The organism is Microcoleus sp. D3_18a_C4, assembly GCF_036702415.1.
GTDB lineage: Bacteria > Cyanobacteriota > Cyanobacteriia > Cyanobacteriales > Microcoleaceae > Microcoleus.
The window spans coordinates 1-23,334 of record NZ_JAUBTI010000103.1; the positions used below are offsets into that span (position 1 = coordinate 1).

Consider the following 23,334-nt stretch of genomic DNA (forward strand, 5'->3'; position numbering starts at 1 on the left):
TCTGAGTTTTATCTATTTTTTAACCAATGTAAATACCCCCTTGACAATTTACCCCTCACCTTAACTTGTCACTAATGATTTATACCTGTCGGAACATAATTATGAGAAGGGGGGCGTTAGCTGGGTTGAGTATGGCTGATAACTTGCGTTTTTGGGCACATAAATTGGTGGCAACTGCTGCGCTGGTACGGCAAGTGGGTCTGTAGGTATTTCCTCACCTGTTGGATCGACCACTTCAAAGTTAGTCATCATATCGCAGTCTTCGTGATCCAAGTTATGGCAGTGCATCATGTATTTACCTACATGAGGTCCAAACTGACCAACAATGTCTATGGTTTCGTTAGGTCCGAGGTTGAAGACATCTTTCCAAGACTTGTCCTCATAGAGAGGGAGATCCACTTCTACACCGTTATTAGTACGGCGGACGATCTGAAAGTCGAGTAAATGAATATGAATAGGATGAACTGGTGTGTCGAGAGGGTTGGTTAAACGCCACTTCTGCCAAGTGTTTAATCCTGGAGAGGTTTCAATGTGGTCCTTATCCCACAAGTAGTGGTTGATCGTTCCGGCCTGACCCGACTCATCACAAGGACCTGTGCCATCGAAATAAAAAGTAAATTCCTTGTCTGGGCTATGGTTTGGAGAAGCTATGTCGGGATCCACAGGTCGATAAGGGCGTAGTAGCAAGGGAAGCTCGCTTTCATCCTTGACTTGTTGAGAAACCTCAAAGCAGATGAGCGGCGTATCTACTCCCTCAAATCTCTCCACCAGCGCCATCCTACTGCCGATTTGGCGGCGGCTAAAGTCGATAATAATTTCATAGCGATCTGCCATCACAAATCCTAGGGTTTCGGTTAATACTGCAGAGTTTCTAAGTCCACTATCAGTGCCAATTACAATGATGGATTCATCTACGGATTGGTTTTTGCTTTGGTCATAGGAAACCAGTACAAGGGTATAAATTTGATTGGCTGTTGCATTTAATAACCGGAAGCGGTACTTATGAGTGTCCACCTGCAACCGAGGTTCGTGAACACCATTGATTAAAGTAGGAGGGGTATAACTACGAGGAGGAGGGCATTTGGGTTGCCCAGGAGGGGTTGGGATTTCCTGGCCTTGTATCCAGGTGAAAGGGGGAGTCTGAAAAATTAGCGGTACATCGTATTTACCCTGAGGTAGATTGAGATCGAACTCTGTCTTGTCTTGCACAATCCACATACCTGCCAGCCCCATTCCCACATTACGCATAGTTCTGCCAGCTTGATGGTCGTGATACCAATATGTAGCAGCGCGGTTGTTGGGATATATATAGGTCTTGAACTGATCGGGCAGAATATAGTCTTCAGCAAAGCCATCGTACTGGGGTAAGGAAGGCATGCCGTGATTATGTATTGCTGCTCTAATGTCTTCTTCTTCCATATCCTTTTGAAAGCACCCCTGCCAATCAATCTGGGTTTGGCCTAACTGATTCACGAAATCAACCTTTACTTGCCGATACGCTTTTTTCTTGATTGTAGGACCAGGGAACCTACCATTGTAACCCCAAAACTCATATTCTTTGGGGTCGTTTGCGAATGGTTGGCATCCCTTGCTCATAACAATTTCATAGTAATCAAATTCGTCATCGGATTTGTAAGGCTCAAGAACATCTGGAAAGGTTAGGGGGGTTGTAAAGTCTTGCCAAGGAGTAGTTGTACCAGATGTAGCGCTAGCTGATGTAACGTCAGCTAAAGCTTTATTGGGAAATTGTAGGGGTAGTAGGATCGCTCCACTCGCCGCGCTCAACCCGTATTGAATGAGTTCTCGTCTAGTCAGGCTCATACTCTAATTATCTCCAGATACTTTCTATTTCCAAATAATGATGACTATGACGCTGGCTCTCCCGCACTTAGGGGTGGTATAAGAATAAGTCCTTCGTGCGTGAATCTCAAGCTTGTGTCCCTAGTCGCTAGTCGCTAACTCACGGACTAAAGATAGGATTACTTTCCCTAGGTTTAAAATGGCGGCCTTATGTTGGGACGACCCCTGAGATTGGAAAACTCCTGTTTCGTTGATAGCTTCCTGAAAAAATTGAGCTTAAAGTCGTTTCTGGTAACGCTTACCCAAAAATCAGATTGGCTTACCTCTGCCAAAAACGGGAGAGCTATGAGGCTTTGTCATACAGAATTCATTATCCAAAAAATGGATTCTATTTCTATAACTAGCAATAAAACTTCACAGTTTCTGGATATTCCCCTCAACTAAGCTATCCCTAAGACACAGTTTGTGACTGAAGCATATTTCGGTTTTCAGCACAAGGGTGAAGTTCTAAATATTTTTATTACTTTACAAACTTTTTCCTACTTTTTCTACTTTTCCCAAAGAAAGTACGATGAAGCCTATAATCAAGCCGAACAATAAATTTTTAAATTGCGGTTAAAAAAGTTAAATTTTTTGAGGAAATTTCTTATGAAGGGAGAAGATGAAGCTGGTAGACTAATGAGAATGTTCTTGAACTCCAGAAATAACTGCCAAATAGGTATGCCGATGAGTCTTAGAGTAACGCTAGGTTTAGCGATCGGTGTAATTCTCTGTCTGCAGAGCTGTGCCGAACAACCCAAAGCTGGATTGAAGCAGCAAAAGTTGATTATTACCGGAGCCAGTACGATCGCCCCTTTGGTTTCAGAACTGGGTAAACGGTTTGAAAAACAGCATCCTGGTACTCGCATAGATGTCCATACAGGCGGTTCGGCGCGGGGGTTGACAGATGCACGTCAAGGATTGGCCCACATCGGTATGGTTTCGGAGGCTCTAACTGAAGAAGAGCAAAAAGGGATGCAGGTCTTTCTCATTGGTCGTGATGGAATTAGCATAATTGTTCATGCAGACAACCCCTTAGATAAGATTGTCAGCAAACAGGTTGTTGCTGTTTATACTGGGAAAACCAAGAATTGGAAAGACTTAGGCGGTAAAGATGCTCCTATAACCCTCGTACACAAGGCAGAGGGACGTTCTACACTGACGCTATTTTTGCACTATTTTGGCATTGACAATAAAGCGGTTAAAGCTGATGTTGTCGTTGGGGATGACCAGCAGGGGATTAAAACAGTGGCTGGAAATCCGAACACGATCGGCTATGTTTCTATTGGTTCTACAGAACAAAGCATTCAGCAAGGTGTGAAGGTGAAACTTCTCACTCTCGATGGTGTTAAAGCAACAAGTGCTGCTGTTGCGGATAACAGTTTCCCCTGGCAGCGATCGCTTAACTTAGTGACAAAGGGACAACCTACGGAATTGACCAAGCAATTCATCGATTTTGCTCAGGCTAAGGAAAACTATGACATCTTCCGCAAAGAAAACTTCATTCCCGCAAAACGTTGATCGGTTACTTATCTGGAGCTTGCGGGGTATTGCAGCGATTGTAGGAACAATTGTCCTGTTTATTATCGGATTCTTGGTTCTGGAGTCCCTGCCGGTGTTCCGGAAAGTTGGCGTCCTCCCATTCTTGAGGGACACTTCTTGGAATCCCCTAGAAGGGCTTTATAGTCTCACACCGATGCTTATGAGTACGCTGCTAGTTGTAGCGGGTGCGGTTCTACTAGCTGCTCCTATAGGGATTTTGTCAGCTTTGTTTTGCCACTACTACGCCCCCAAACCGGTTGCCAATCTCTATCGACGATTGCTGGAGATCATGTCAGGAATTCCCGGTGTTGTCTACGGTTTTTGGGGATTAGTGGTACTGGTTCCGCTGATTAATCGCTTGCACCCGCCAGGAACTAGCTTGCTAGCTGGTATTTTGTTGCTAGCGCTCCTGATTACACCGACAATTGCCTTAATTGCTGATGCCAGTTTAGCTGGAGTACCTCAAGAGTATTTGCAAGGTGCAGTGGCTCTTTCATTATCTCGCTGGGGAACCATCAGGGAGATTGTTCTACCTGCTGCGCGATCGGGATTGTTCACAAGTATCATCCTGGGAACGGGTCGGGCTATAGGAGAAACCATCATCGTTTTGATGGTTTGTGGCAACATTGTTCAAATTCCTAGCAGTGTATTCGAGCCGATTCGGACTCTACCTGCAAACATTGCTCTAGAAATGGATTTTGCTTTGGGAGATCACCGCTCGGCTTTGTTTGTTTGCGGGCTGCTGTTGATGGGGGTAAACCTTGTTTTAGTGCTACTGGCAGAGACGATCGCACAAGAGGAAATTTATCACAACTAGGTTTTGAGAATCTTGCATCTGAATTCACAGTTAAGAAGGATGTTTTAGCCAAATGTCAAAACACAATATCCCTCCAACTCAGAACAATCCAGCAGGCGTCGCCCTCCGTCCGGCGACAACAAAATCTGACCTCATGGCACGAAGCCAAAAGATTGCCTATGCAGACATCCTACTTAGTTTGCTTGTTTGGACAGTTGCAATTTCTGTCACCGCAGTTTTCCTCTGGATCTCAGTTGATATTGTTTGGCATGGTGCCGGACAGTTGTCCTGGGAATTCCTGACGAAAGAGCCCGAAGAGGCAGGTCGCCAAGGTGGCATTGCCTCAATTCTCGTTTCGACAGCGCTGCTTTTGAGCGTTTGTCTGGTAGTTGCCGTACCCCTGGGGTTGGGAACAGCGATATTGTTGGCTGAATTTACTGTATTGAATAACTGGTTTGGACGGTTGGTGCGACGCAGTTTGGATATGCTAGCCAGTGTTCCATCTATTGTTTTCGGTTTATTCGGTAATGCCTTTTTCTGTGTGACGCTGGGACTTGGATTTTCGATTCTTTCGGGAGGCTTAACCCTGGCTTGCATGGTGCTGCCCATTCTGATCCGTTCTGTAGAAGAAGGGCTGCGGTCTGTTCCCCATGAATACCGCTTGGGAGCTGCCTCTTTGGGACTCTCACGCACCACAACCCTCGTAAACCTCTTATTGCCCGCAGCATTTCCTAGTTTAGCTGCTGGGTTGATTTTGGGTATCGGACGGGCGATCGCTGAAACTGCTGCTCTGATGTATACGAGTGGTTACGTTGAGCGGATGCCAGAATCCCTGCTGGATTCTGGTCGTACTCTATCCCTGCACATATACAGCTTATCGATGAATGTTTCTGGTGGAGATAGCAGTGCTTATGCCTCAGTTGTGGTATTGATGATTCTACTATTAGTGACTAATGGCGCTGCTATTTGGATAGGAGAGCACTGGCTCCATAGTAGGATTGAAAATTGATATCTGCTTGCACCAAGTCTTGGCATTTTGATCGCGACTCGCTTATGGATATGCCTTCATCAGAAACAGAATTGATTTCTTCTCCTTCTGAAAATGATTTGCCTTTACCTTGCCTGTACACTGAGCGGTTGAGCCTATACTACAACTCTAAGCTTGCCCTGCAAGACGTGACGCTCTCCATTCCCAAAGGTTGTATTACTGCACTTATTGGTCCTTCTGGATGTGGGAAGACTAGCTTTTTGTCGTGCCTCAATCGCTTGACTGACTTGATTCCCAACTGTAAAATATGCGGTCAAGTCCGGCTGGAGGACTTAGATATTCTCCATCCTAAAACGGATACAGTTGCGCTTCGCCGTCGGGTGGGCACCATCTTCCAAAAACCCAATCCTTTCCCCCTCTCTATTTGGAAAAATATCGCTTTTCCACTAAGGGAGCATGGAGTCAAAGATCGCCAGAAAATCGATGAAATTGTTGAACAGGTTCTGGTAGATGTAGGTTTGTGGGATGAAGTGAAAGACCGGCTGAAGTCTCCGGCACTTCGCCTTTCTGGGGGTCAAAAGCAGCGCTTATGTATTGCTAGAACCCTAGCATTGCAGCCAGAGATTCTGTTAATGGACGAACCTTGCAGCGCTCTCGACCCTATCACTACGGGTATTGTGGAAGACTTAATTGTAAGTTTGCGAGGAAAATACACAATTTTAATTGTTACCCACAACCTGGCTCAGGCTCGACGAATTGCTGATTATGTCGCTCTGTTCTGGGTCAAAGATGGCAGCGGCAGACTGATTGAAGCGGGTTCGGCTAAACAAATCTTTGAAAATCCTCAGCAACCTACTACAGAAGCCTATATCAGCGGTAGCCGAGGGTAGAAAAGTTCCTAAGGAGCGATCGGTTCCCCCTGCCTAGGAGTGCGATCGCTCGGTTCCTTGAGGCAAAGAATAGACCTCTTGTAAAAAAAATCTATGTTATAATTAAAGCTTTTGAATTTTCGACCTTAGAGCTAACTCATAATTGTAAAGTGCTGACAACAAATTACAGCGGAGACCATAACGGCGGCGACGATTTCGATAACGACTTGACAAAATTTTGAAAACTTTTAGACTCCTATTAATATGTTCAATCACTATTGGATCCTGGGCTAAAGCTCGATTGTAGTCTTTTTCTCAAAGAGAAAGATTCCCATTTTTAGGTTTCTTTTTAGGAGTCGAGCTATGAGAGCGATCGTCTTTTATCCCTTGATAGCCACTATCTTGTAAACTATCGGTCTCAGGATGGAAATGAACATTGCTTTTTTTAAACAAGCTGAAATCCTGGCAATGCCCCCAGCCAAAATTTAGGCAAATAATCTCTTTAGTTTCTTGATTAATGACCACTTGCATTTTTAGGCTGTGGTATTTTTTCTTGAATGAATAGTAGTTTTTCTGTTTGTTTTTTTCGTTCGATAGCTGTTTCTGTGACATCCATTACCACCACTTCTGGATGCCCAAAACCTTTGAACCATGCTTTTTTCCCAGGAATACCAAACTTTCCCGTTTTCATTGGAGGAGCAGGATGTTTATGCTCTGATGGGGGTTTCTCCTTTGGTGCTTACTGATCGCAGCGTGAAAAATCCTAAGAATGCGATCGTTTCGGTGACTCTCCCGGGTGCGGCCCCGAACAAGCCGCCTTTCGAGCAGCTCGAATTTGAATTTGAACCGACGGCGCCTGCAGAGAATGCACAGGAACGGGATTATTATCCAGAAAGGTCGGTAGTTGAGCCTGTATTTTCTGAGGATGATGAGGCCCAAATTTATGGCGAGAGTTCGATCGACCAAACTGATGATTTCGATCGGATGGAGGAACCCAGCGATGTGATGGACGAATCCTATGAGCCGCTCGAATCCTATGAGCCGCTCGAATCCTATCAGGCGATCGAACTCTCGGAGCCGCTCGAATCCTATCAGGCGATCGAACTTTCGGGGCCGATCGAACCCAGCGAACCCGAGGAGCCTGCTATCAACCGACGACGGCGGCGCCGCTCGTCAGCGGTTTTGGATGAGTGATATGAAGTCCGAGGGAAGAAGGAAGAAGTCCGAGGTTCGAGGGAAGAAGGAAGAAGTAGAAATTTTTACTCTATTCCCATCTTTCCATCTTCCCCTTTCCCCCTCTGGCTCGAACACTCGGGTAATTGCAGGTGTGGATGAAGTCGGACGAGGCGCTTTGTTCGGGCCGGTGGTGGCTGCAGCCTGCATTTTGCCCGACGAAGTTCTCGATGAATTAGCAAGTTGCGGGGTGCGAGATAGCAAGCAGTTGAGTGCCGCAGCCCGGAGTCGCTTAGCTGTGAAAATCCGGGCTGTGGCTGTTGACTGTCAAATTGGTGCGGCTTCGGTGCGGGAGATCGATCGTTTGAATATTTTGCAGGCTTCTTTGTTGGCGATGAAACGGGCGATTTTGAAGTTGAAGGTGACGCCGGATTTGTGTTTGGTTGACGGGAATCAAAGGATTCCCAATTTGTCGCTCGAGCAAGAGACGATGATTAAGGGTGATGCGCGATCGATTCAGATTGCTGCTGCTAGTATTGTGGCGAAAGTTTGGCGCGATGAATTAATAGTACGTTTGGCTGTTAAGTATCCTGAATATGACTTGACAAATAACAAGGGATACGGTACGGCTAAACATAAATTGGCTTTGGAACGCTGCGGGCGATCGGCTTTTCACCGATTATCATTTAGCCCATGTCGAAAATCTTAAAATAACCGTGAAAAATTTAGCTAATGCCAGCGCAATTATATAAAATTTGAAAAACCAAGAATTTGCGATTAAAAAATTCAGCTAGTGCAGGCTGAACAATGTGTATCACTTGTTAGGAAAACGAGCTAAGCAATAGAGTTGTCTGAGTCTATTGCCAAATTTATCAATTTATCATTTTCAGGCTCTGGTAGCATCTATAGAATCTTTATTTAACCTCTTCAGCATGACTAATAATTTGTTAACAATTCCCGGCTATCGCATCATTGAGCAAATCTACAATGGCTCTAGAACACAGGTTTATCGAGGAGTTTCTGAGTCAAACCAAAAAGTAATTATCAAACTGCTATTGAGCGAGTATCCAACTGTGGGCGAACTGGTGCATTTGCGGAATCAGTACACCATTACCAAAAATCTTGACCTTCCGGGAATTGTCAAACCCATTGCACTCTTAAACTACCGCCATGCTTTTGCTCTGGTAATGGAGGATGTTGGCGGTGTTTCCCTTGCTGAATATACTGCTAATGCTGAAGCGAAGAATTTGGGCGATCGCCTATCAAGTAATTTTGAGGTTTCCTCCCCCCATACTTCGCCCCTACCGCTAGATGAATTCATGCCCATCGCGATTCAGATTGTCCAAACCCTAGAAGGATTATATCACAACCGAATTATTCACAAAGATATCAAGCCCCAGAATATTATCATTAACCCTAAAACTAAAGAAGTTAAATTAATTGACTTCAGCATTTCCTCTCTTTTACCCAGAGAAAACCAACAAATCCAAAATCCAAACGTCTTAGAAGGAACCCTAGCTTATATGTCCCCAGAACAGACGGGACGAATGAATCGGGGTATCGACTACCGCACAGACTTTTACTCGCTGGGAGTCACGTTTTACCAACTACTGACAGGGCAATTACCTTTTAACTCTACCGATCCAATGGAGTTAGTTCACTGTCATATTGCCAAGATTCCCACTCCCCCAATAAATCGGGTTCCAGCTATTGGGTTGATGGTGAATAATATCATTATGAAATTGATGGAGAAAACTCCAGAGTTACGCTATCAAAGTGCTGTTGGACTGCGATACGACTTAGAAAACTGTTGGCAGCAATGGGAAGAAAATAGCAAGATTAGCCAGTTTGCCTTGGGGAATAGAGATATTTGCGATCGCTTCGTCATTCCCGAAAAACTCTACGGTAGAGAAACTGAAGTTAAGACGCTATTAGAAGCCTTCGATCGCATCAGTCGCCCCGCCCTTACCAACGGGGAGCAAGGGAGAGTCGAAATCATGCTAGTGGCTGGCTTCTCCGGCATTGGTAAAACCGTTGTAGTGAATGAAGTTCACAAACCCATTGTCCGCCAACGGGGTTACTTTATCAAAGGAAAATTTGACCAATTCAAGCGTGATATTCCCTTTTCTGCATGGGTACAAGCATTCCAGAATTTGATGCGGCAATTACTCACCGAAAGTACGGCCCAGGTGCAGAAAGCGAAAGTCAAAATATTGGAGGCTTTGGGTGAAAACGGTCAAGTCATTATTGATGTCATTCCTGAATTAGAACACCTGATTGGCAAGCAGAAAAAAGTCACCCAACTAGAGGGGACAGCCGCTAAAAATCGCTTCAATTTATTATTTCAAAACTTCATCCGAGTGTTCGCAACAAAAGAGCATCCTTTAGTAATTTTTTTGGATGATTTGCAGTGGGCAGACTCGGCTTCATTGAAGCTAATGCAATTGTTGATGAGCGAGACGAATACCCGCTATGTGTTGTTAATGGGAGCGTATCGGGATAATGAAGTTTTTCCCGCACACCCACTGATCCTGACCTTGGATGAGATTCGCAAAAACTCGGCAACAGTCAACCAAATTACTTTAGCACCCCTAGACCAAACTTCCCTGAATAGCCTGATTGCCGATACTCTTTCCTGTCCAACTGAAAGGGCAATTCCTCTGACAGAACTAATTTTTACCAAGACCAAAGGGAATCCTTTTTTTGCTACTCAATTTCTCAAGTTTCTTAATAAAAATGGGTTAATCAAGTTTGATTTAACCCCCCCACTCCCCCCTTGGCAAAGGGAAGCAAGGGGGGGTTGGCAATGCGATATTTCCCAAGTTAGGACGCTAGCTTTTACCGATGATGTGGTCGAGTTTATGGCGATTCAGTTGCAAAACTTGCCCATAGATACCCAGAATGTTCTGAAACTTGCAGCTTGTATTGGCAACCAATTTGACTTAGCAACCCTGGCCATTGTTCATAAAAAATCTCAGAGTGAGACAGCGGCCCATTTGTGGAAAGCGTTGCAAGAAGGGTTAGTTATTCCGATTACTGAAGTTTACAAGTTTTTTCAGGACTCGGAATCAGTTGAAGTTGCACAAGCGTCGGAGTTATCGGTTCCCTACAAGTTTTTACATGACCGAGTGCAGCAAGCAGCCTATTTTCTGATTCCCGAATCCCAGAAACAGTCAACCCATCTCGAAATTGGGCAACTGCTATTGAGGAAGGGCGGGCACGGGGGCACCGCCCCTACGGAAGCAGAAATACAAGAGAAAATTTTTGATATTGTCAACCAGTTGAATATGGGGGTGGAGTTAATTGACTCTCAGACTGAGCAAGATCGACTAGCTCAATTAAATTTAATTGCCGGACGTAAAGCTAAAGCTTCAACTGCTTATGCTGCGGCAAATATTTATCTGCAAACAGGGATTGAACTCTTGAGGGCAAACTGCTGGCTTGTTCAGTATGAATTGACCCTGAATCTCTATATTGCTGCCGCTGAAGCTGCCTATTTGAATGCTGACATTGAGGGTATGGAACAGATGGCAGCACTGGTTTTGCAAGAAGCCCAAACAATTTTAGATCGAGTTAAAATTTACGAAATTAAAATTGCAGCTCAGACAGCCCAGAGCAAGGTGTTAGAAACGATCGCCGTAGCAAGAGAGGCACTCTTACAATTGGGGATTGAACTCCCTGCCGAACCAGATGAAGCCTTGATTGGCAAAGCGCTACAAGCCCTTGCGCCCCTCCTCGGCGGCAGAAAGATTGAGGAATTGGTTGACCTACCTGTGATGACAAATCCACAGACTCAGGCAGCTATGCAACTGTCTGGTATGTTGTTTCCACCCATTTTCCAGGGAATGCCCGGTTTACTGCCCCTGCTTAGCTCAACGATGGTGAGTTTATCGCTCTCTTTTGGGAATGCACCCGCATCGACTGTGGGTTATGCGATGCACGGGATGGTGTTGTGTGCCTTTTTACAAGAGGTGGAAACGGGCTATGGCTTTGGGAAATTGGCACTTTCATTACTCGATAGGTTGAATGTGTCCGAACTCAAGCCCACAGTTCTACTTTTATTTGGTGGCTGGATTCAGCATCATCAAGAATCTCTTTTGGCAACGATACCGACGCTGAAAGATGGCTTTACGGCTGGCATGGAAACTGGCGACTTTGTAGACGCTGGCTACAACATATATATTTATTTTTATACGCATTTATTCGCTGGGGTAGAACTAGACACTTGGGAACCAGAAATAGCAGGTTACAGGGCTGTTATGGCGCAGTTGAAACAATATTCTGCTCAGATTTATTTGGATATGGTTCAGCAGACGCTGCAGAACTTGAGGGAAACCCGTATTCGGCCGGATTTGTTAATAGGCTCCGCCTACGATGAAACGGTGATGATTCCCAAGCACTATCAGGATAATGAATTCACGGCGATCGCCTGTGCCTGCATCTTCAAACTGCTGCTTGCTTACTGCTATGGCAATTACACGGCTGCCCTAGACAACATTACCCAAGTCAAACAGTATTTGATGGGAGTATCGGGATCGGTTTTTGTTCCCATTTTCCATTTTTATGCCGCCCTCACCCACCTGGCACTTTTTCCCACACAGCCAGAAACCGAGCAAGCTTCCATTCTTGCCCTGGTGGAAACCCATCAAACCACGCTGCAACAGTGGGCGCAAAATGCTCCCATGAATTATTTGCATAAATGGTATTTAGTGGAAGCAGAACGACATCGAGTTTTAGGTCAAAATATGGAGGCGATGGATTATTACGATCGCGCTATTAAACTCGCTAAAGAAAATCAGTACATTAACGAAGAAGCACTTAGCAATGAGCTGGCAGCAAAATTCTATTTAGCCTGGGGAAAAGAAAAAATTGCCCAAGTCTACCTAACTGATGCTTACTACGCCTATGCACGCTGGGGCGCCCAGGCAAAAGTTGAGGATTTAGAAAAGCGCTATCTCCAATTACTTGCGCCTATTTTTCACCCTAAAACGAGCTTAAAAAGAGGTCAGACACTTGCCAAAATGATTGCGGAAACTGTTGCCAGTACCAGTTCAGGTGTTTCACAAGTTCTGGACTTGGCAACAGTAATCAAAGCATCTCAATCACTTTCAGGAGAAATCAACCTCGATAAATTGCTCTCTACTTTGATGCAAGTGATGATTGAGAATGCGGGTGCAGAAAAAGGATCTATGATTTTGATAGAAAGAGATTCTTTCTTCGTCGCAGCTCAATGTGCGATCGGTAAATCGTGCAACCTGCACTCAAGTCCCGTTGTTGACTCTAACGAAATTCCGATCGCGATTATTAACTATGTCTCCCGCACCCAAGAAACTTTGGTAATTAATGATGCGACGACTGAGGCTACCTTTGCTGCTGACTCTTATATCATCCAGAATCAACCCAAGTCGGTTTTGTGTCTGCCGATTCAACATCAAGGAAAGGCGATCGCCATTCTTTACTTAGAAAATACTCTCGTTACAAATGCCTTTACTCCTGACAGAATAGCAGTCTTAAAAATCTTAGCCTCCCAAGCTGCCATCTCCATAGAAAATGCCCAACTCTATGCCAACTTAGAAGCCAAAGTCGAAGAACGCACCCAAGAATTATCACAAGCTTTAAGCAATCTCGAAGCCACCCAAGAAGGATTGATTCAATCAGAAAAAATGGCAGCTTTAGGACAACTTGTGGCCGGAGTTGCTCACGAAGTTAACACTCCCCTGGGTGCGATTCGTTCCTCAGCCGGAAATGTTGCCAAATTCTTGAATCAAACCCTAGAAGATTTGCCCGCACTTTTTCAAACTCTATCCCCAGAAGAAGGGCAGAATTTCTTAGCATTACTTCAGCGTTCCATCCAACAAGAAACAAGCTTATCAACAAAAGAAGAACGCAAATTGAAGAGAGCTTTGAGAGGCCAACTGGAAGAATTAGGAATTGAAAATGGCGATACCGTAGCCGATCGCCTAGTGATCATGGGCGTTTATAATGAAATAGATGCCTTTGTCCCTTTGTTGCAAAGATCCGATAGTTTACATCTCTTGGAAATCGCCTACAAACTTTCAGAATTAAAAAGAGGCCTCGCTACTATCAACACCGCCACAGACAGAGCATCAAAAGTAGTTTTTGCCTTAAAAACTTATGCCCGCTACGAACAGTCGGGCGAAAAAACAGCAGCCAGTATTACAGAAGGTATTGAAACAATCTTAACCCTGTATCAAAATCTCCTCAAACAGGGAGTTGAGGTCATCAAAAACTATGCCGAAATGCCGCCGCTACTGTGCTATCCCGACGAACTCAATCAAGTTTGGACGAATTTAATTCACAATGCTTTGCAAGCAATGGATTATCGAGGCACGCTAACAATTGAGTTAACGGCTCAAGATGACCAGGCTAAGATTAGCATTAGCGACAGCGGCCAAGGGATACCAGAAGAGATAAAAGGGAAAATATTTGACCCGTTTTTTACTACTAAGCCTGCAGGAGAAGGCAGCGGATTGGGACTAGATATTGTCAAGAAGATTGTGGACAAGCATCAGGGAAAAATTGAAGTGGAATCAATTCCGGGCAAAACTACATTTAATGTTTTTCTGCCAATCATCGCTGTATAAGCAGGTCAATCGATTTTAGATTTTAGATTTTAGATTTTAGATTGACTTGCGCGAGATAAATGCGGGGGCAATAAGTGATTTTCGATTTTCGATTTGGGATTGATTCCACCGATAAATCACGTGGCGGGTACCACCTTTGAAATTCCTGGTCAAACCTCGCAAACGATATAAGGTAGTAAGTAGGTCGGATTTTGCTTGGTTACACCTCACATCTTGCACCATTGTCAATAAACCTTTTATGAACAGGCTTTTCGGCCTGTTCCACAAAAAAAATTTATCTCTTGTGGAACAGGCCGAAAAGCCTGTTAAGCGAGAATGGTGCAAGATGTCAGTTACACCCAGCCTGCAATCTACCCAACTGGGAGGATTTTAAAAGTTAAAGCGTTATGATGCCAATAACTTGGATTCCACGGGAAACAGATGTAAAACAGCAGTACGATGCGTTATGCTCAGCTAAGCTGCTACGCAGATAAGTTTCTTGGTTTCGGCGACTGGGGAGGGGGAGAGGATTTGGCGAGCCGTTGACTTGTGACATCTTAAAATAAGATGGAGCCTACTAATACACTTTACTACTTTGACTACTTTTGCTACTAATAACAATTAAAAAGGAGAAAAAATAGATGTCTAAACCAGTTATTTTGTGCGTTGACGACGAGAGAATGGTGTTAGACAGTCTCAGGACGCAGCTAGCAGCAGCATTTGGGGATGCCTACATCTATGAAGGGGCTGAGGATGCTGAGGAGGCTTTAGATGTAATTAATGACCTCAACGACGAGGGAATTAGCGTTATTGTGATTATTTCTGATTGGTTAATGCCCGGTATCAGGGGAGATGAGTTGCTGATTCAAATTCACAGGGAATACCCCAAGGTTATTAAAATTATGCTAACAGGTCAAGCTGATGAAGTAGCAATTGACCGAGCCAAAAAACAGGCTAACCTTCATTGTTGCTTATCTAAACCTTGGTTGGAATCCGATTTGCTAGCAACTATTAAATCTGGTTTATCTAAACTATGAGCCAACAGGTAATTATCTGTGTCGATGATGAAAAAACTGTACTCAGGAGCCTCAAAGCAGAACTGCAAGAGGCTGTTGGCAATGATTATATAATCGAAATTGCTGAAGGTGGGCAAGAGGCATTAGAGTTAATTGAAGAATTGCTAGAGGATGGGGATGAAATTCCTTTAATTATTTCCGACCACATTATGCCTGATATGAAGGGAGATGAGCTGTTGAAACAGGCTCATCTAATTTCGCCTAAAACTATAAAAATTATGCTGACAGGACAAGCAGATATTGGGGCGATCGCCAATGCTATCAACTCTGCAAACTTATATCGTTATATTACCAAACCTTGGCACGCTGAAGACTTGAAATTGACGGTTAGAGAAGCGCTAAATAGTTATCTTCAAGATAAACAACTGACTGAACAAAATGCCCAACTCCAGCAAATAAATCAGGAGTTGGCCGAGTTAAACAACCAGCAAACCGTACTCATTGCTAAACTCCATGAAAGCGAAAACCGCTTGACACAGTTTTTGGAAGCAATGCCGATTGGTGTAGGTGTGCTGGATGCGGACGGCAAACCTTACTACATCAATCGGAAAGCAAAAGAGATATTTGGTAAAGGAGTTGTGCCCGATACCAGTTCCAAGCAATTGTCAGAGGTTTATCAACTCTATCAAGCAGGCACAAATCAAAAGTATCCTACGGAGAATTTGCCCATCGTGCGCGCCTTGAATGGGGAAAGTGCTACGGCTGACGATGCAGAATTTCATCAAGGCGACAAGATTATTCCCCTAGAAATCTTCGCTACTCCCATCTACGATCAACAAGGAAATATTGTTTATGCTATCCACACTATTCAAGATATCACGGAACGCAAAGAAGCTGAGGCAGAACGCAAAAAGTTCATCGAGGAGCTCTTTGAGGTCAATTGCAATTTGGAACTTTCACTGGATGCAGAATTAGAAATTGCGGAGGCGACAAGTCGCTTTGTACCCAATCAGTTTTTAGCTTTTTTGGGATGTGACAGTATTGTTGATATTAAATTGGGCGAAGCGGTAGAGTTGGAAATGTCAGTGTTGTTTTCTGACATCCGCGATTTCACTACTCTTTCGGAACAGATGACACCGGAAGAAAATTTCAAATTTATCAATTCTTTTCTGAGTCGAATGGAACCGCTGATTGTGGAAAATCAGGGGTTTATTGATAAATATATTGGCGATGCAATTATGGCTTTGTTTAGCGAGGGGGCGGATGATGCTGTGAAAGCGGGAATTGGGATGCTGCATACTCTTGCTGAATACAATCGAGATCGCGCTTCTGTGGGTTATGTGCCAGTTGAGATTGGGGTGGGAATCAATACTGGTTCTTTGATTCTGGGTATAGTGGGCGGAAAAAGCCGGATGGACGGTACTGTGATTAGCGATGCGGTTAATTTGGCTTCTCGGATTGAAAGTTTGACGAAGAATTACGGGGTGTCGCTGTTAATTACTCAGCAGACATTCGATCGCTTGACAAATCCTGCTGATTATGCTATTCGGGTAATTGATAAAGTTCAGGTTAAGGGTAAGTCTGAATGGGTGACTGTTTATGAAGTTTTTGATGCGGATTTGCCGGAAGTTAAAGCGGGGAAGTTAGGGACTAGGGAAATATTTACTGAGGCTTTGTCTTTGTACAATATGAATAATTTTAGGGAAGCTGCGGGACTTTTTGCGGATTGTTTGGGGCAAAATCCGGGGGATAAGGTGGCTCGAATTTATTGGGAAAGGTGTCAGTAGTTAGTTGGTAGTTGGCAGTTGGTAGTTGGCAGTTGGTAGTTGACAGTTGACAGTTGACAGTTGACAGTTGTCAGTTGTTAGTTGGTGATTTTTAGTAATAACCAAGGACTACTGACTGCTGACTAATGATTAATGATTAATGATTAATGACTAATGACTAATGACTACTGACTGCTGACTGCTGACTAATGATTAATGACTAATGACTACTGATTACTGACTACTGACTACTGACTACTGACTACTGACTACTGACTAATGACTAATGACTAATGACTGCTGACTACGGTTGTTCGATCGGCAATTCTATGATAAACTCGGCTCCGTGGCCGAGTGCAGACACGCAGCTAAGTTTGCCACCGTGTTCTTCGATAACTTTGTAGGAAATGGACAGGCCCAAACCGGTGCCTTTGCCGGCGGGTTTGGTGGTAAAAAAAGCCTCGAATAACTGTTGGGAAACTTCTTCTGGCATACCGGGGCCGTTGTCAGAAATCCTAATTACAGCATTGGAGTTTTGGACTTCTGTCCTAATTTTAATCTTGCTGCGGTTAGCTTTGACTTCGGCAACTGAACGCCCTTCGTTGTATTCCTCGATCGCGTCGATCGCATTTCCGATCAAATTCATAAATACCTGATTGATTTTCCCGGCATAACACTCAACCAAAGGCAAATTTCCATAGTCCTTAATTACCGCAATTTCGGGATAGTTGCCTCTGGCTTTCAGGCGACTTTGCAGAATCAGCAACGTTCCTTCAATCCCTTCGTGCAGGTTAACTTTGCTCATTTGAGAATCGTCTTTGCGAGAGAAATTTCTGAGCGATCGCACGATTTCCCGAATGCGATCGGCCCCAACCTGCATCGAAGACATCGCTTTCGGCAAATCTTCTAGCAGAAACTCTAATTCGATATCCTTAATTTGATCTTGAATTGCTGCAGGCGGCTGCGGGCAGTGCTTCTGGTACATATCGAGCAAATTCAGCAAATCTTCCGTGTAATGGCCGACGTGGACGAGATTGCCGCAGACGCTGCTAACGGGATTGTTAATTTCGTGAGCAACACCGGCTACCATTTGACCGAGAGTAGACATTTTCTCAGTGTGAATCAATTGAGCTTGAGTTTGCTGCAATTCGTGCAAAGTATTTTCGAGTTGAAGTTTTTGTTTGGTTAACTCTGTTTGCGATCGCAGTAAAGCTTCTTCACTGCGTTTCTGCTCGGAAATATCAGTAATTAACCCTTCCAAAGCTATCAATTCTCCAGAGGCCGAAAACACTCCCAAACCTTGCTCCCAAACCCATTTTAATTCGCCATTTTTAGTAGTAATTCGGTAATTTAGCTGATAGGGCCGGTTTTCTTGTAAGGCAACTTGCACGGCATTCCACAAATTCTCGCGATCGTCCGGGTGAGTCAAATCCGATATAGAAACTTCCCGAGTGCCGATAAATTCTTCAGGAGAATAGCCGGCTAACTGATAGCAACCTTCGCTGACAAATTCCATACTGCGATCGGCATCGTTGCGAAAACGGTAGGCCATTCCCGGCAAATTGCTCATCAGCGTCGCCAAGGCCCGCTGGCTTTCCCGTAGGGCTTCTTCGGCGTGTTTGCGATCGGTAATATCCGTCATCACCGCCAGCATACAGAGTTCGCCGTCCAAATTAATCAATTCCGCTGACAGCAAACACACCACCACCGATCCCGACTTCATCCGAAACTCGCATTCCTGATTGCGAACAACACCTTGTTCGTGCAAAATTTGTCTAAAATTAAGTCGGTCTTCAGACCTTACCCAAATATTTAACCCCGGTACTGTATTCCAGGTCGTTTCTTCTAAATCGTAACCAGTCATCGACAGAAAACTATCATTAACTTCAATAAAACGACCCTCATCAAAAGTAGTAATAATCATCGGATCTGGACTAGAGCGAAAAGCCTTAGAAAACTTTTCTTCCGATAAGCTCAACTTTTTAATAGCCTCTTCCAACTGACTTGTCCGCTCTTTAACCCGCCATTCCAATACCTCATTAGCCTGCTTCAGCGCTTCCTCAGCCTGCACTCGATAAGTGATATCGCGCACCACGGCTTGCACCCCTATTTTGCCACCGATATCCATAGAAGTTAGCAGCACCTCCGCCGGAAACTCAGAACCATCCAAACGGCAGTGCCGCCAGTCAAAGCGGCAATTTCCCGATCGCAGAGCCGTATTAATTCGCTCTTGAGAAAGACTCATAGAATCTTGTCCGTCCGGTTGCAATGGCGGGCTAAATTCGGCAGGATGCTTGCCACAAAACTCCGACTCAGCGCTGCATCCAAATAACTTTAAAGTAGCCGGATTGCAATCCAAAAAACCCTCTTCGTCTAGCAGCATTACCGCATCAGTCGTCGATTCGTACAAAGTGCGAAACTTTTTTTCCGACGCCTGCAAAGAAGCAATCAACTGCATTTTTTCCTCAGCCGCCCGCTTTTGCTCAGTAATATCCTGCATTACTTGAGAAAAGCCCTGCAACTTTCCCCTTTCATCGCGCAAAGGAGTAACAATAATATTTGCCCAAAATCGCGTTCCGTCTTTGCGAAGCCGCCAGCCTTCATTTTCGTATCTACCTTCGGCCACCGCCCTGATTAATTTTTCTTGGGGCTTGCCGATTTCAATATCTTCTTTCGTGAAAAAACACTCCGCATTATTGCCGACTATTTCATGAGCTCTGTATCCCAAAATGCGTTCTGCACCTGAATTCCAGCTAGCTACATACCCATCAGGATCTAACATGAATATAGCGTAATCCTTAACGCCTTCAATTATTAAGCGCAGGCGTTCTTCGCTTTCTCGAAGTCCAGATTCTGCTTGCTTGCGCTGGGTGATATCTTCTACAAAACCTTCGTAGTAGAGCAATTTACCTGCTTCATCGCAGACAGCCCGCGCATTTTCAGCGATCCAAATTATTGTTCCGTCTCGGCGATAAATCTGCGACTCAAAATCCGATACGATGCCCTGTTCTTGCAAAGCATAAACAAACTGATCGCGGCGATCGGGATTGACGTAAAGCTGATGGCTGATATCAGTCAGACACCCCATTAATTCCTCGGCGGAATTATATCCGTAGATTCGAGCCAAAGCTGGGTTAGCGCTGATGTAGCGACCGGATTGGGTTGTTTGAAAAATACCAGACACAGCATTTTCAAACATACTATAATATTTTGCTTCCATTTGGTGCAGTGCCTCCGCGACATTCAGGCATTCTATCGCTTTATTTCCTAATTTTTGATTTCCCACTTGTGAATACCCTGCTCTTGTGTGTGAGTTGAATATTTTTGGTCTACCGCCTGTTAATTTTGAGCCGTTATTTAGGCTAAAGATGGTGTTTCGCAGCCGGATACGAGTGTGTTTATTCATCTGTCATACGGGGCTGTTAGTTATTAGTTATTGCTGCATAAAGTTTACTCGATCCGGTATTTATTTGATGCTTGACTGGCTATCACTATCGCATTGGTCAATAGATCGACCTGCGGTGCAGGTGTTCGATCAAAACCCGCTCCTTGCTTGAAATCTCCCTGAATATATTAGCAGTTTAATACCCTGAAATAAGTTAGTAGCAAGGATGTTGTTACAATAATAAAAGGCAGCGACTTCTACAACCGCAAGACTCTATTTTTAGGATTTGGGTGAGAGTGCGATCGACTCTTACCCGAAGCAACTAACCCGCCTGCAAGAGCTAAATGCTCGCTGTCCTTGCTGTCAGTCGATCTTAGATTTTAGATTTTAGATTAAAGTTGACTCCACAGATGAATCTGGGGCTCTCCTAATGTCTAAAATTTTTTGCTCTTCACAACTCCTGTCGGAAACTTTTATCGGTCTTTGGGTGCTCTGAGTTACTGTTAAGTATTATTGCTGATAAATAATACAGCAGACTGCTGGCAGTTGTACGATCGGGGGTTTGTATGTAAAGTTGGCACAACAATAGGGTAATTGTTGTATCAAAAAATTCATATTCTGCTGCTGCGGGCGGAAAAATTCTGTAGCGGTGCTGGCATTTGGGCAAAAATCTGGGGCCGATCGCGCAAAATGTGGTCGGCAAGTCTGGTAAAATCCCGATCGATTCTCGGTTTTGCCGCAAAGCTCGATCGGGCTAAATTTGACTAGAAATTAATAAATGACCAGAGAAATGGGTACAAGCCTCCCCCTTCTAGGGGGACTTTCAATGAAGATGTCTTCAGTGAGGAGTCTGAATAAAGAAGCTCCTATTTATTCAGAGTCGCTGTATAATGGTTGTATGTTGAATCTAACCTACGAGTACAAGCTCATTCCCACCAACGCGCAACGCGAAACATTCGACCAGTGGCTGAACATCTGTCGCAAGGTCTATAACTTTGCGTTGCGGGAACGGAAGGATTGGATCAATTCTCGCAAGTGTGATATCAACTCGTGCAGCATCAAACAGGAATACATCATCCCTGCCGATGCACCTCGTCCAACCTTTGCCCGGCAGTGCAAAACACTGGCATTGGCAAAGAAGTCAATCCCCGAATTGAAGCTCCCTCACACCCATGTCTTGCAGCAAGTGTTGCGCCAGTTAGAGGCGGCGTTTGTAGCAAGGTGGGATCGCGGGCACGGCTTTCCTAGATTCAAAAAGCGGATGCGCTCATTTGTGTTTCCTCAATTGAATCTAGAATCTGTTAAGTGCTTTAATGGCATCCATTGGGTCAACTTGCCCAAGATTGGAAGCGTCAAAATGCACCTATCGCGCCCAATCCCTGAAGGCTTTGAGGTCAAGCAAATTCGCGTTGTGAAACGGGCATCTGGCTACTGGGCCATGCTCACTTTACAATGTGATGTTGAAGTGCCTCAAGTCTCGGCATCAGGGCATGGATTGGGGATTGATTTAGGGCTAGAACATTTTTTGGCAACGTCTGATGGTGAATTGATTGATAGACCTCGATTCTTTGTGGGTGGACAACGCAAGCTGAAATCGCTGCAACGTCAACTGAAACGGAAGAAGAAAGGCTCTAGGAAATTTCGTCAGCTTCACCATCAAATTGCCAAACACCACGAGTACATCTCGAATTCTCGGAAAGATTTTCACTTTAAGACCGCTCATCATTTGTGCGATGGAGCCGAGACCGTCTTTGCCGAGGACTTGAATCTCAAAGCCATGTCAGCCGGGATGCTGTGTAAGCATACCCTAGATGCGGGGTTTGGGCAGTTTCTCAACATTTTGAGTCATATCTGCTTTAAGCGAGGTGTGTACTTCGCCAAGGTAGATGCTCATGGTACTAGCCAGACCTGCCCAAAGTGCCAAACCCATACAGGTAAAAAGGAACTGTCTCAAAGGGTGCATAAATGTCCTGAGTGTGGCTATGAAACGAATCGAGATGTTGCAGCCGCCCAAGTGGTTTTGCAGCGTGGATATACAGCGGTGGGGCACATCGCAGTGAATTTTGGGGAGGGCAAGCTACATGAGTAGTCCCCATGAACCAAGAATCCCCTCGCCTTTAGGCAGGGGAGTTGTCAAAGATTCTCCTCTACTAGCAACGCCAGAGTTATCCCCTGCTTCAACCCAGACGGCGGATTCTCCTGTGTGGCCAGCCCTCCTGCAACAACTATTAGACAGACAATCTCTCTCACGCGCCCAAGCAGCCGACTTAATGCAGGGATGGCTAGCAGAAGCTATTCCCCCCGTCCTCTCAGGAGCAATTTTAGCGGCCATCCAAGCCAAAGGTATCTCTGCCCAAGAATTGGTAGGAATGGCTCAGGTATTGCATTCTCAGTCGCTTGCAGGCGAGTCACAGAGCGTTGTCAATCCCAACTCCTCAATCTCCAATCTCAAATTAATTGATACTTGCGGCACAGGCGGCGACGGCGCTTCCACGTTTAACATTTCCACTGCTGTAGCTTTTGTGGCCGCCGCCGGCAAAGTTCGAGTCGCGAAACACGGAAATCGCTCCGCATCGAGCAAAGTGGGTTCTGCTGACGTGTTGGAAGCACTGGGAGTCAACCTCAACGCCGATCCCGCGAAGGTGAGATCTGCGGTAGACTCCGTGGGCATCACCTTTTTATTTGCCCCTGGGTGGCATCCCGCACTTAAGGCTGTAGCGTCGCTCCGGCGCACTTTGAAGGTGCGGACTATTTTTAACCTATTAGGGCCCCTCGTCAATCCTATGCGCCCTACAGGGCAGATAATCGGGGTGTTCGATCCTAGTCTGGTATCAACTATTGCTCAAGCTTTGGGCGAGTTGGGGACTGAGTTAGCTGTAGTCGTTCACGGCAGAGAAAAATTGGACGAGGCGGGTTTGGGAGATGTGACTGATTTGGCGGTTTTGTCTGATGGCAAAGTGGAACTCACTACTTTAGACCCCCAAAAGGTAGGATTGACACCAAGTGCGATCGGCTCGTTAAAAGGCGGAAATGTTCAGGAAAACGCCGAGATTTTGCGGAACATTTTGCAAGGCAAAGGTACGCCCGCACAAATGGATGTTGTAGCTTTGAATGCGTCTTTGGCTTTTCAGGTGGGAGGTGCAATTCCTATGGGTTCTCACGCCGCAGGAGTTTCTCTGGCTAAGGAGATTTTATTTAGCGGTGAATCTTGGTTGAAGTTGCAGCAGTTGATTGAGTTTTTGAAATGAAGTCAGTTGTCAGTTGGGAGTTGGCAGTTGACAGTTGGCAGTTGGCAGTTGAGGAATGAGAATTAAATAACTTCCACAAGTTTGTGGGATGGGGAGCATCTCAGTTTTGCATTTACAGTGCGAGCGTC

The 23,334-nt window shown here is 44.9% G+C and carries 14 protein-coding genes and 1 pseudogene; 12 read left to right on the forward strand and 3 right to left on the reverse strand.

The window, feature by feature from the left end; genetic code table 11:
• Positions 1–99 precede the first annotated feature (99 nt).
• Positions 100–1,821, reverse strand: a complete 1,722-nt coding sequence (locus tag QUB16_RS27635; RefSeq protein ID WP_333321123.1) for a multicopper oxidase family protein — start codon at positions 1,819–1,821, stop codon at positions 100–102.
• A 627-nt stretch (positions 1,822–2,448) separates the two neighbouring features.
• Between QUB16_RS27635 and QUB16_RS27640 the strand changes: the two genes are divergently transcribed.
• The 4 genes from QUB16_RS27640 to pstB are packed head-to-tail and all read left to right on the forward strand — an operon-like array spanning position 2,449 to position 6,055.
• Complete coding sequence (locus tag QUB16_RS27640; RefSeq protein ID WP_333321125.1) at positions 2,449–3,360, forward strand: phosphate ABC transporter substrate-binding protein; 912 nt, start codon at positions 2,449–2,451, stop codon at positions 3,358–3,360.
• A complete protein-coding gene (gene pstC, locus QUB16_RS27645) occupies positions 3,317–4,198 on the forward strand; it encodes a phosphate ABC transporter permease subunit PstC (protein ID WP_333321127.1) in 882 nt (293 codons plus the stop codon). The genes QUB16_RS27640 and pstC overlap by 44 nt, the downstream gene beginning before the upstream one ends.
• A 52-nt stretch (positions 4,199–4,250) precedes the next feature.
• Positions 4,251–5,186, forward strand: coding sequence for a phosphate ABC transporter permease PstA (pstA, locus tag QUB16_RS27650; RefSeq protein ID WP_333321128.1), 936 nt, complete (start codon positions 4,251–4,253; stop codon positions 5,184–5,186).
• Positions 5,187–5,236: 50 nt separating this feature from the next.
• A complete protein-coding gene (pstB, locus tag QUB16_RS27655; protein WP_333321130.1) occupies positions 5,237–6,055 on the forward strand; it encodes a phosphate ABC transporter ATP-binding protein PstB in 819 nt (272 codons plus the stop codon).
• A gap of 102 nt (positions 6,056–6,157) precedes the next feature.
• On the opposite strand, the pseudogene QUB16_RS27660 reads toward pstB, so the two are convergent.
• Positions 6,158–6,710: pseudogene (locus QUB16_RS27660) on the reverse strand (transposase family protein); the annotation flags it as partial.
• Between the two features lie 56 nt (positions 6,711–6,766).
• On the opposite strand from QUB16_RS27660, the gene QUB16_RS27665 reads away from it, so the two are divergent.
• From QUB16_RS27665 to QUB16_RS27685, 5 genes are all read left to right on the forward strand, one after another.
• Complete coding sequence (locus QUB16_RS27665; RefSeq protein WP_333321132.1) at positions 6,767–7,228, forward strand: hypothetical protein; 462 nt, start codon at positions 6,767–6,769, stop codon at positions 7,226–7,228.
• A gap of 1 nt (position 7,229) precedes the next feature.
• Complete coding sequence (locus QUB16_RS27670) at positions 7,230–7,916, forward strand: ribonuclease HII (protein ID WP_333321144.1); 687 nt, start codon at positions 7,230–7,232, stop codon at positions 7,914–7,916.
• Between the two features lie 223 nt (positions 7,917–8,139).
• The gene (locus QUB16_RS27675; protein ID WP_333321134.1) at positions 8,140–13,812 is read left to right on the forward strand and encodes an AAA family ATPase; all 5,673 of its coding nucleotides are present in this window, start codon (positions 8,140–8,142) and stop codon (positions 13,810–13,812) included.
• 620 nt (positions 13,813–14,432) lie between these two features.
• On the forward strand, positions 14,433–14,828 hold the full coding sequence (locus tag QUB16_RS27680) for a response regulator (protein ID WP_333321135.1): 396 nt from the start codon (positions 14,433–14,435) through the stop codon (positions 14,826–14,828).
• Positions 14,825–16,594, forward strand: coding sequence for an adenylate/guanylate cyclase domain-containing protein (locus QUB16_RS27685; RefSeq protein ID WP_333321137.1), 1,770 nt, complete (start codon positions 14,825–14,827; stop codon positions 16,592–16,594). Before QUB16_RS27680 ends, QUB16_RS27685 begins: the two co-directional genes overlap by 4 nt.
• A gap of 283 nt (positions 16,595–16,877) precedes the next feature.
• Here QUB16_RS27685 and QUB16_RS27690 read toward each other — a convergent pair whose 3' ends face one another.
• Positions 16,878–19,859, reverse strand: a complete 2,982-nt coding sequence (locus QUB16_RS27690; RefSeq protein ID WP_333321139.1) for a PAS domain S-box protein — start codon at positions 19,857–19,859, stop codon at positions 16,878–16,880.
• Positions 19,860–20,552: 693 nt separating this feature from the next.
• Between QUB16_RS27690 and QUB16_RS27695 the strand changes: the two genes are divergently transcribed.
• From QUB16_RS27695 to trpD, 3 genes are all read left to right on the forward strand, one after another.
• Positions 20,553–20,726 carry a hypothetical protein gene (locus QUB16_RS27695; RefSeq protein ID WP_333321141.1) on the forward strand — a complete coding sequence of 58 codons (174 nt, stop codon included), beginning with the start codon at positions 20,553–20,555 and terminating at the stop codon, positions 20,724–20,726.
• A gap of 130 nt (positions 20,727–20,856) precedes the next feature.
• A complete protein-coding gene (locus QUB16_RS27700; protein ID WP_333321146.1) occupies positions 20,857–22,047 on the forward strand; it encodes a transposase in 1,191 nt (396 codons plus the stop codon).
• Positions 22,040–23,206, forward strand: a complete 1,167-nt coding sequence (gene trpD, locus QUB16_RS27705) for an anthranilate phosphoribosyltransferase (protein ID WP_333321142.1) — start codon at positions 22,040–22,042, stop codon at positions 23,204–23,206. Before QUB16_RS27700 ends, trpD begins: the two co-directional genes overlap by 8 nt.
• The last annotated feature ends 128 nt before the right edge of the window (positions 23,207–23,334 follow it).

Coding starts and splice junctions, on each gene's coding strand:
- QUB16_RS27635 (WP_333321123.1), bottom strand. CDS start 1,821: ATGAGCCTGACTAGACGAGAACTCATTCAATACGGGTTGAGCGCGGCG.
- QUB16_RS27640 (WP_333321125.1), top strand. CDS start 2,449: ATGAAGGGAGAAGATGAAGCTGGTAGACTAATGAGAATGTTCTTGAAC.
- pstC (WP_333321127.1), top strand. CDS start 3,317: ATGACATCTTCCGCAAAGAAAACTTCATTCCCGCAAAACGTTGATCGG.
- pstA (WP_333321128.1), top strand. CDS start 4,251: ATGTCAAAACACAATATCCCTCCAACTCAGAACAATCCAGCAGGCGTC.
- pstB (WP_333321130.1), top strand. CDS start 5,237: ATGCCTTCATCAGAAACAGAATTGATTTCTTCTCCTTCTGAAAATGAT.
- QUB16_RS27670 (WP_333321144.1), top strand. CDS start 7,230: ATGAAGTCCGAGGGAAGAAGGAAGAAGTCCGAGGTTCGAGGGAAGAAG.
- QUB16_RS27675 (WP_333321134.1), top strand. CDS start 8,140: ATGACTAATAATTTGTTAACAATTCCCGGCTATCGCATCATTGAGCAA.
- QUB16_RS27680 (WP_333321135.1), top strand. CDS start 14,433: ATGTCTAAACCAGTTATTTTGTGCGTTGACGACGAGAGAATGGTGTTA.
- QUB16_RS27685 (WP_333321137.1), top strand. CDS start 14,825: ATGAGCCAACAGGTAATTATCTGTGTCGATGATGAAAAAACTGTACTC.
- QUB16_RS27700 (WP_333321146.1), top strand. CDS start 20,857: ATGTTGAATCTAACCTACGAGTACAAGCTCATTCCCACCAACGCGCAA.
- trpD (WP_333321142.1), top strand. CDS start 22,040: ATGAGTAGTCCCCATGAACCAAGAATCCCCTCGCCTTTAGGCAGGGGA.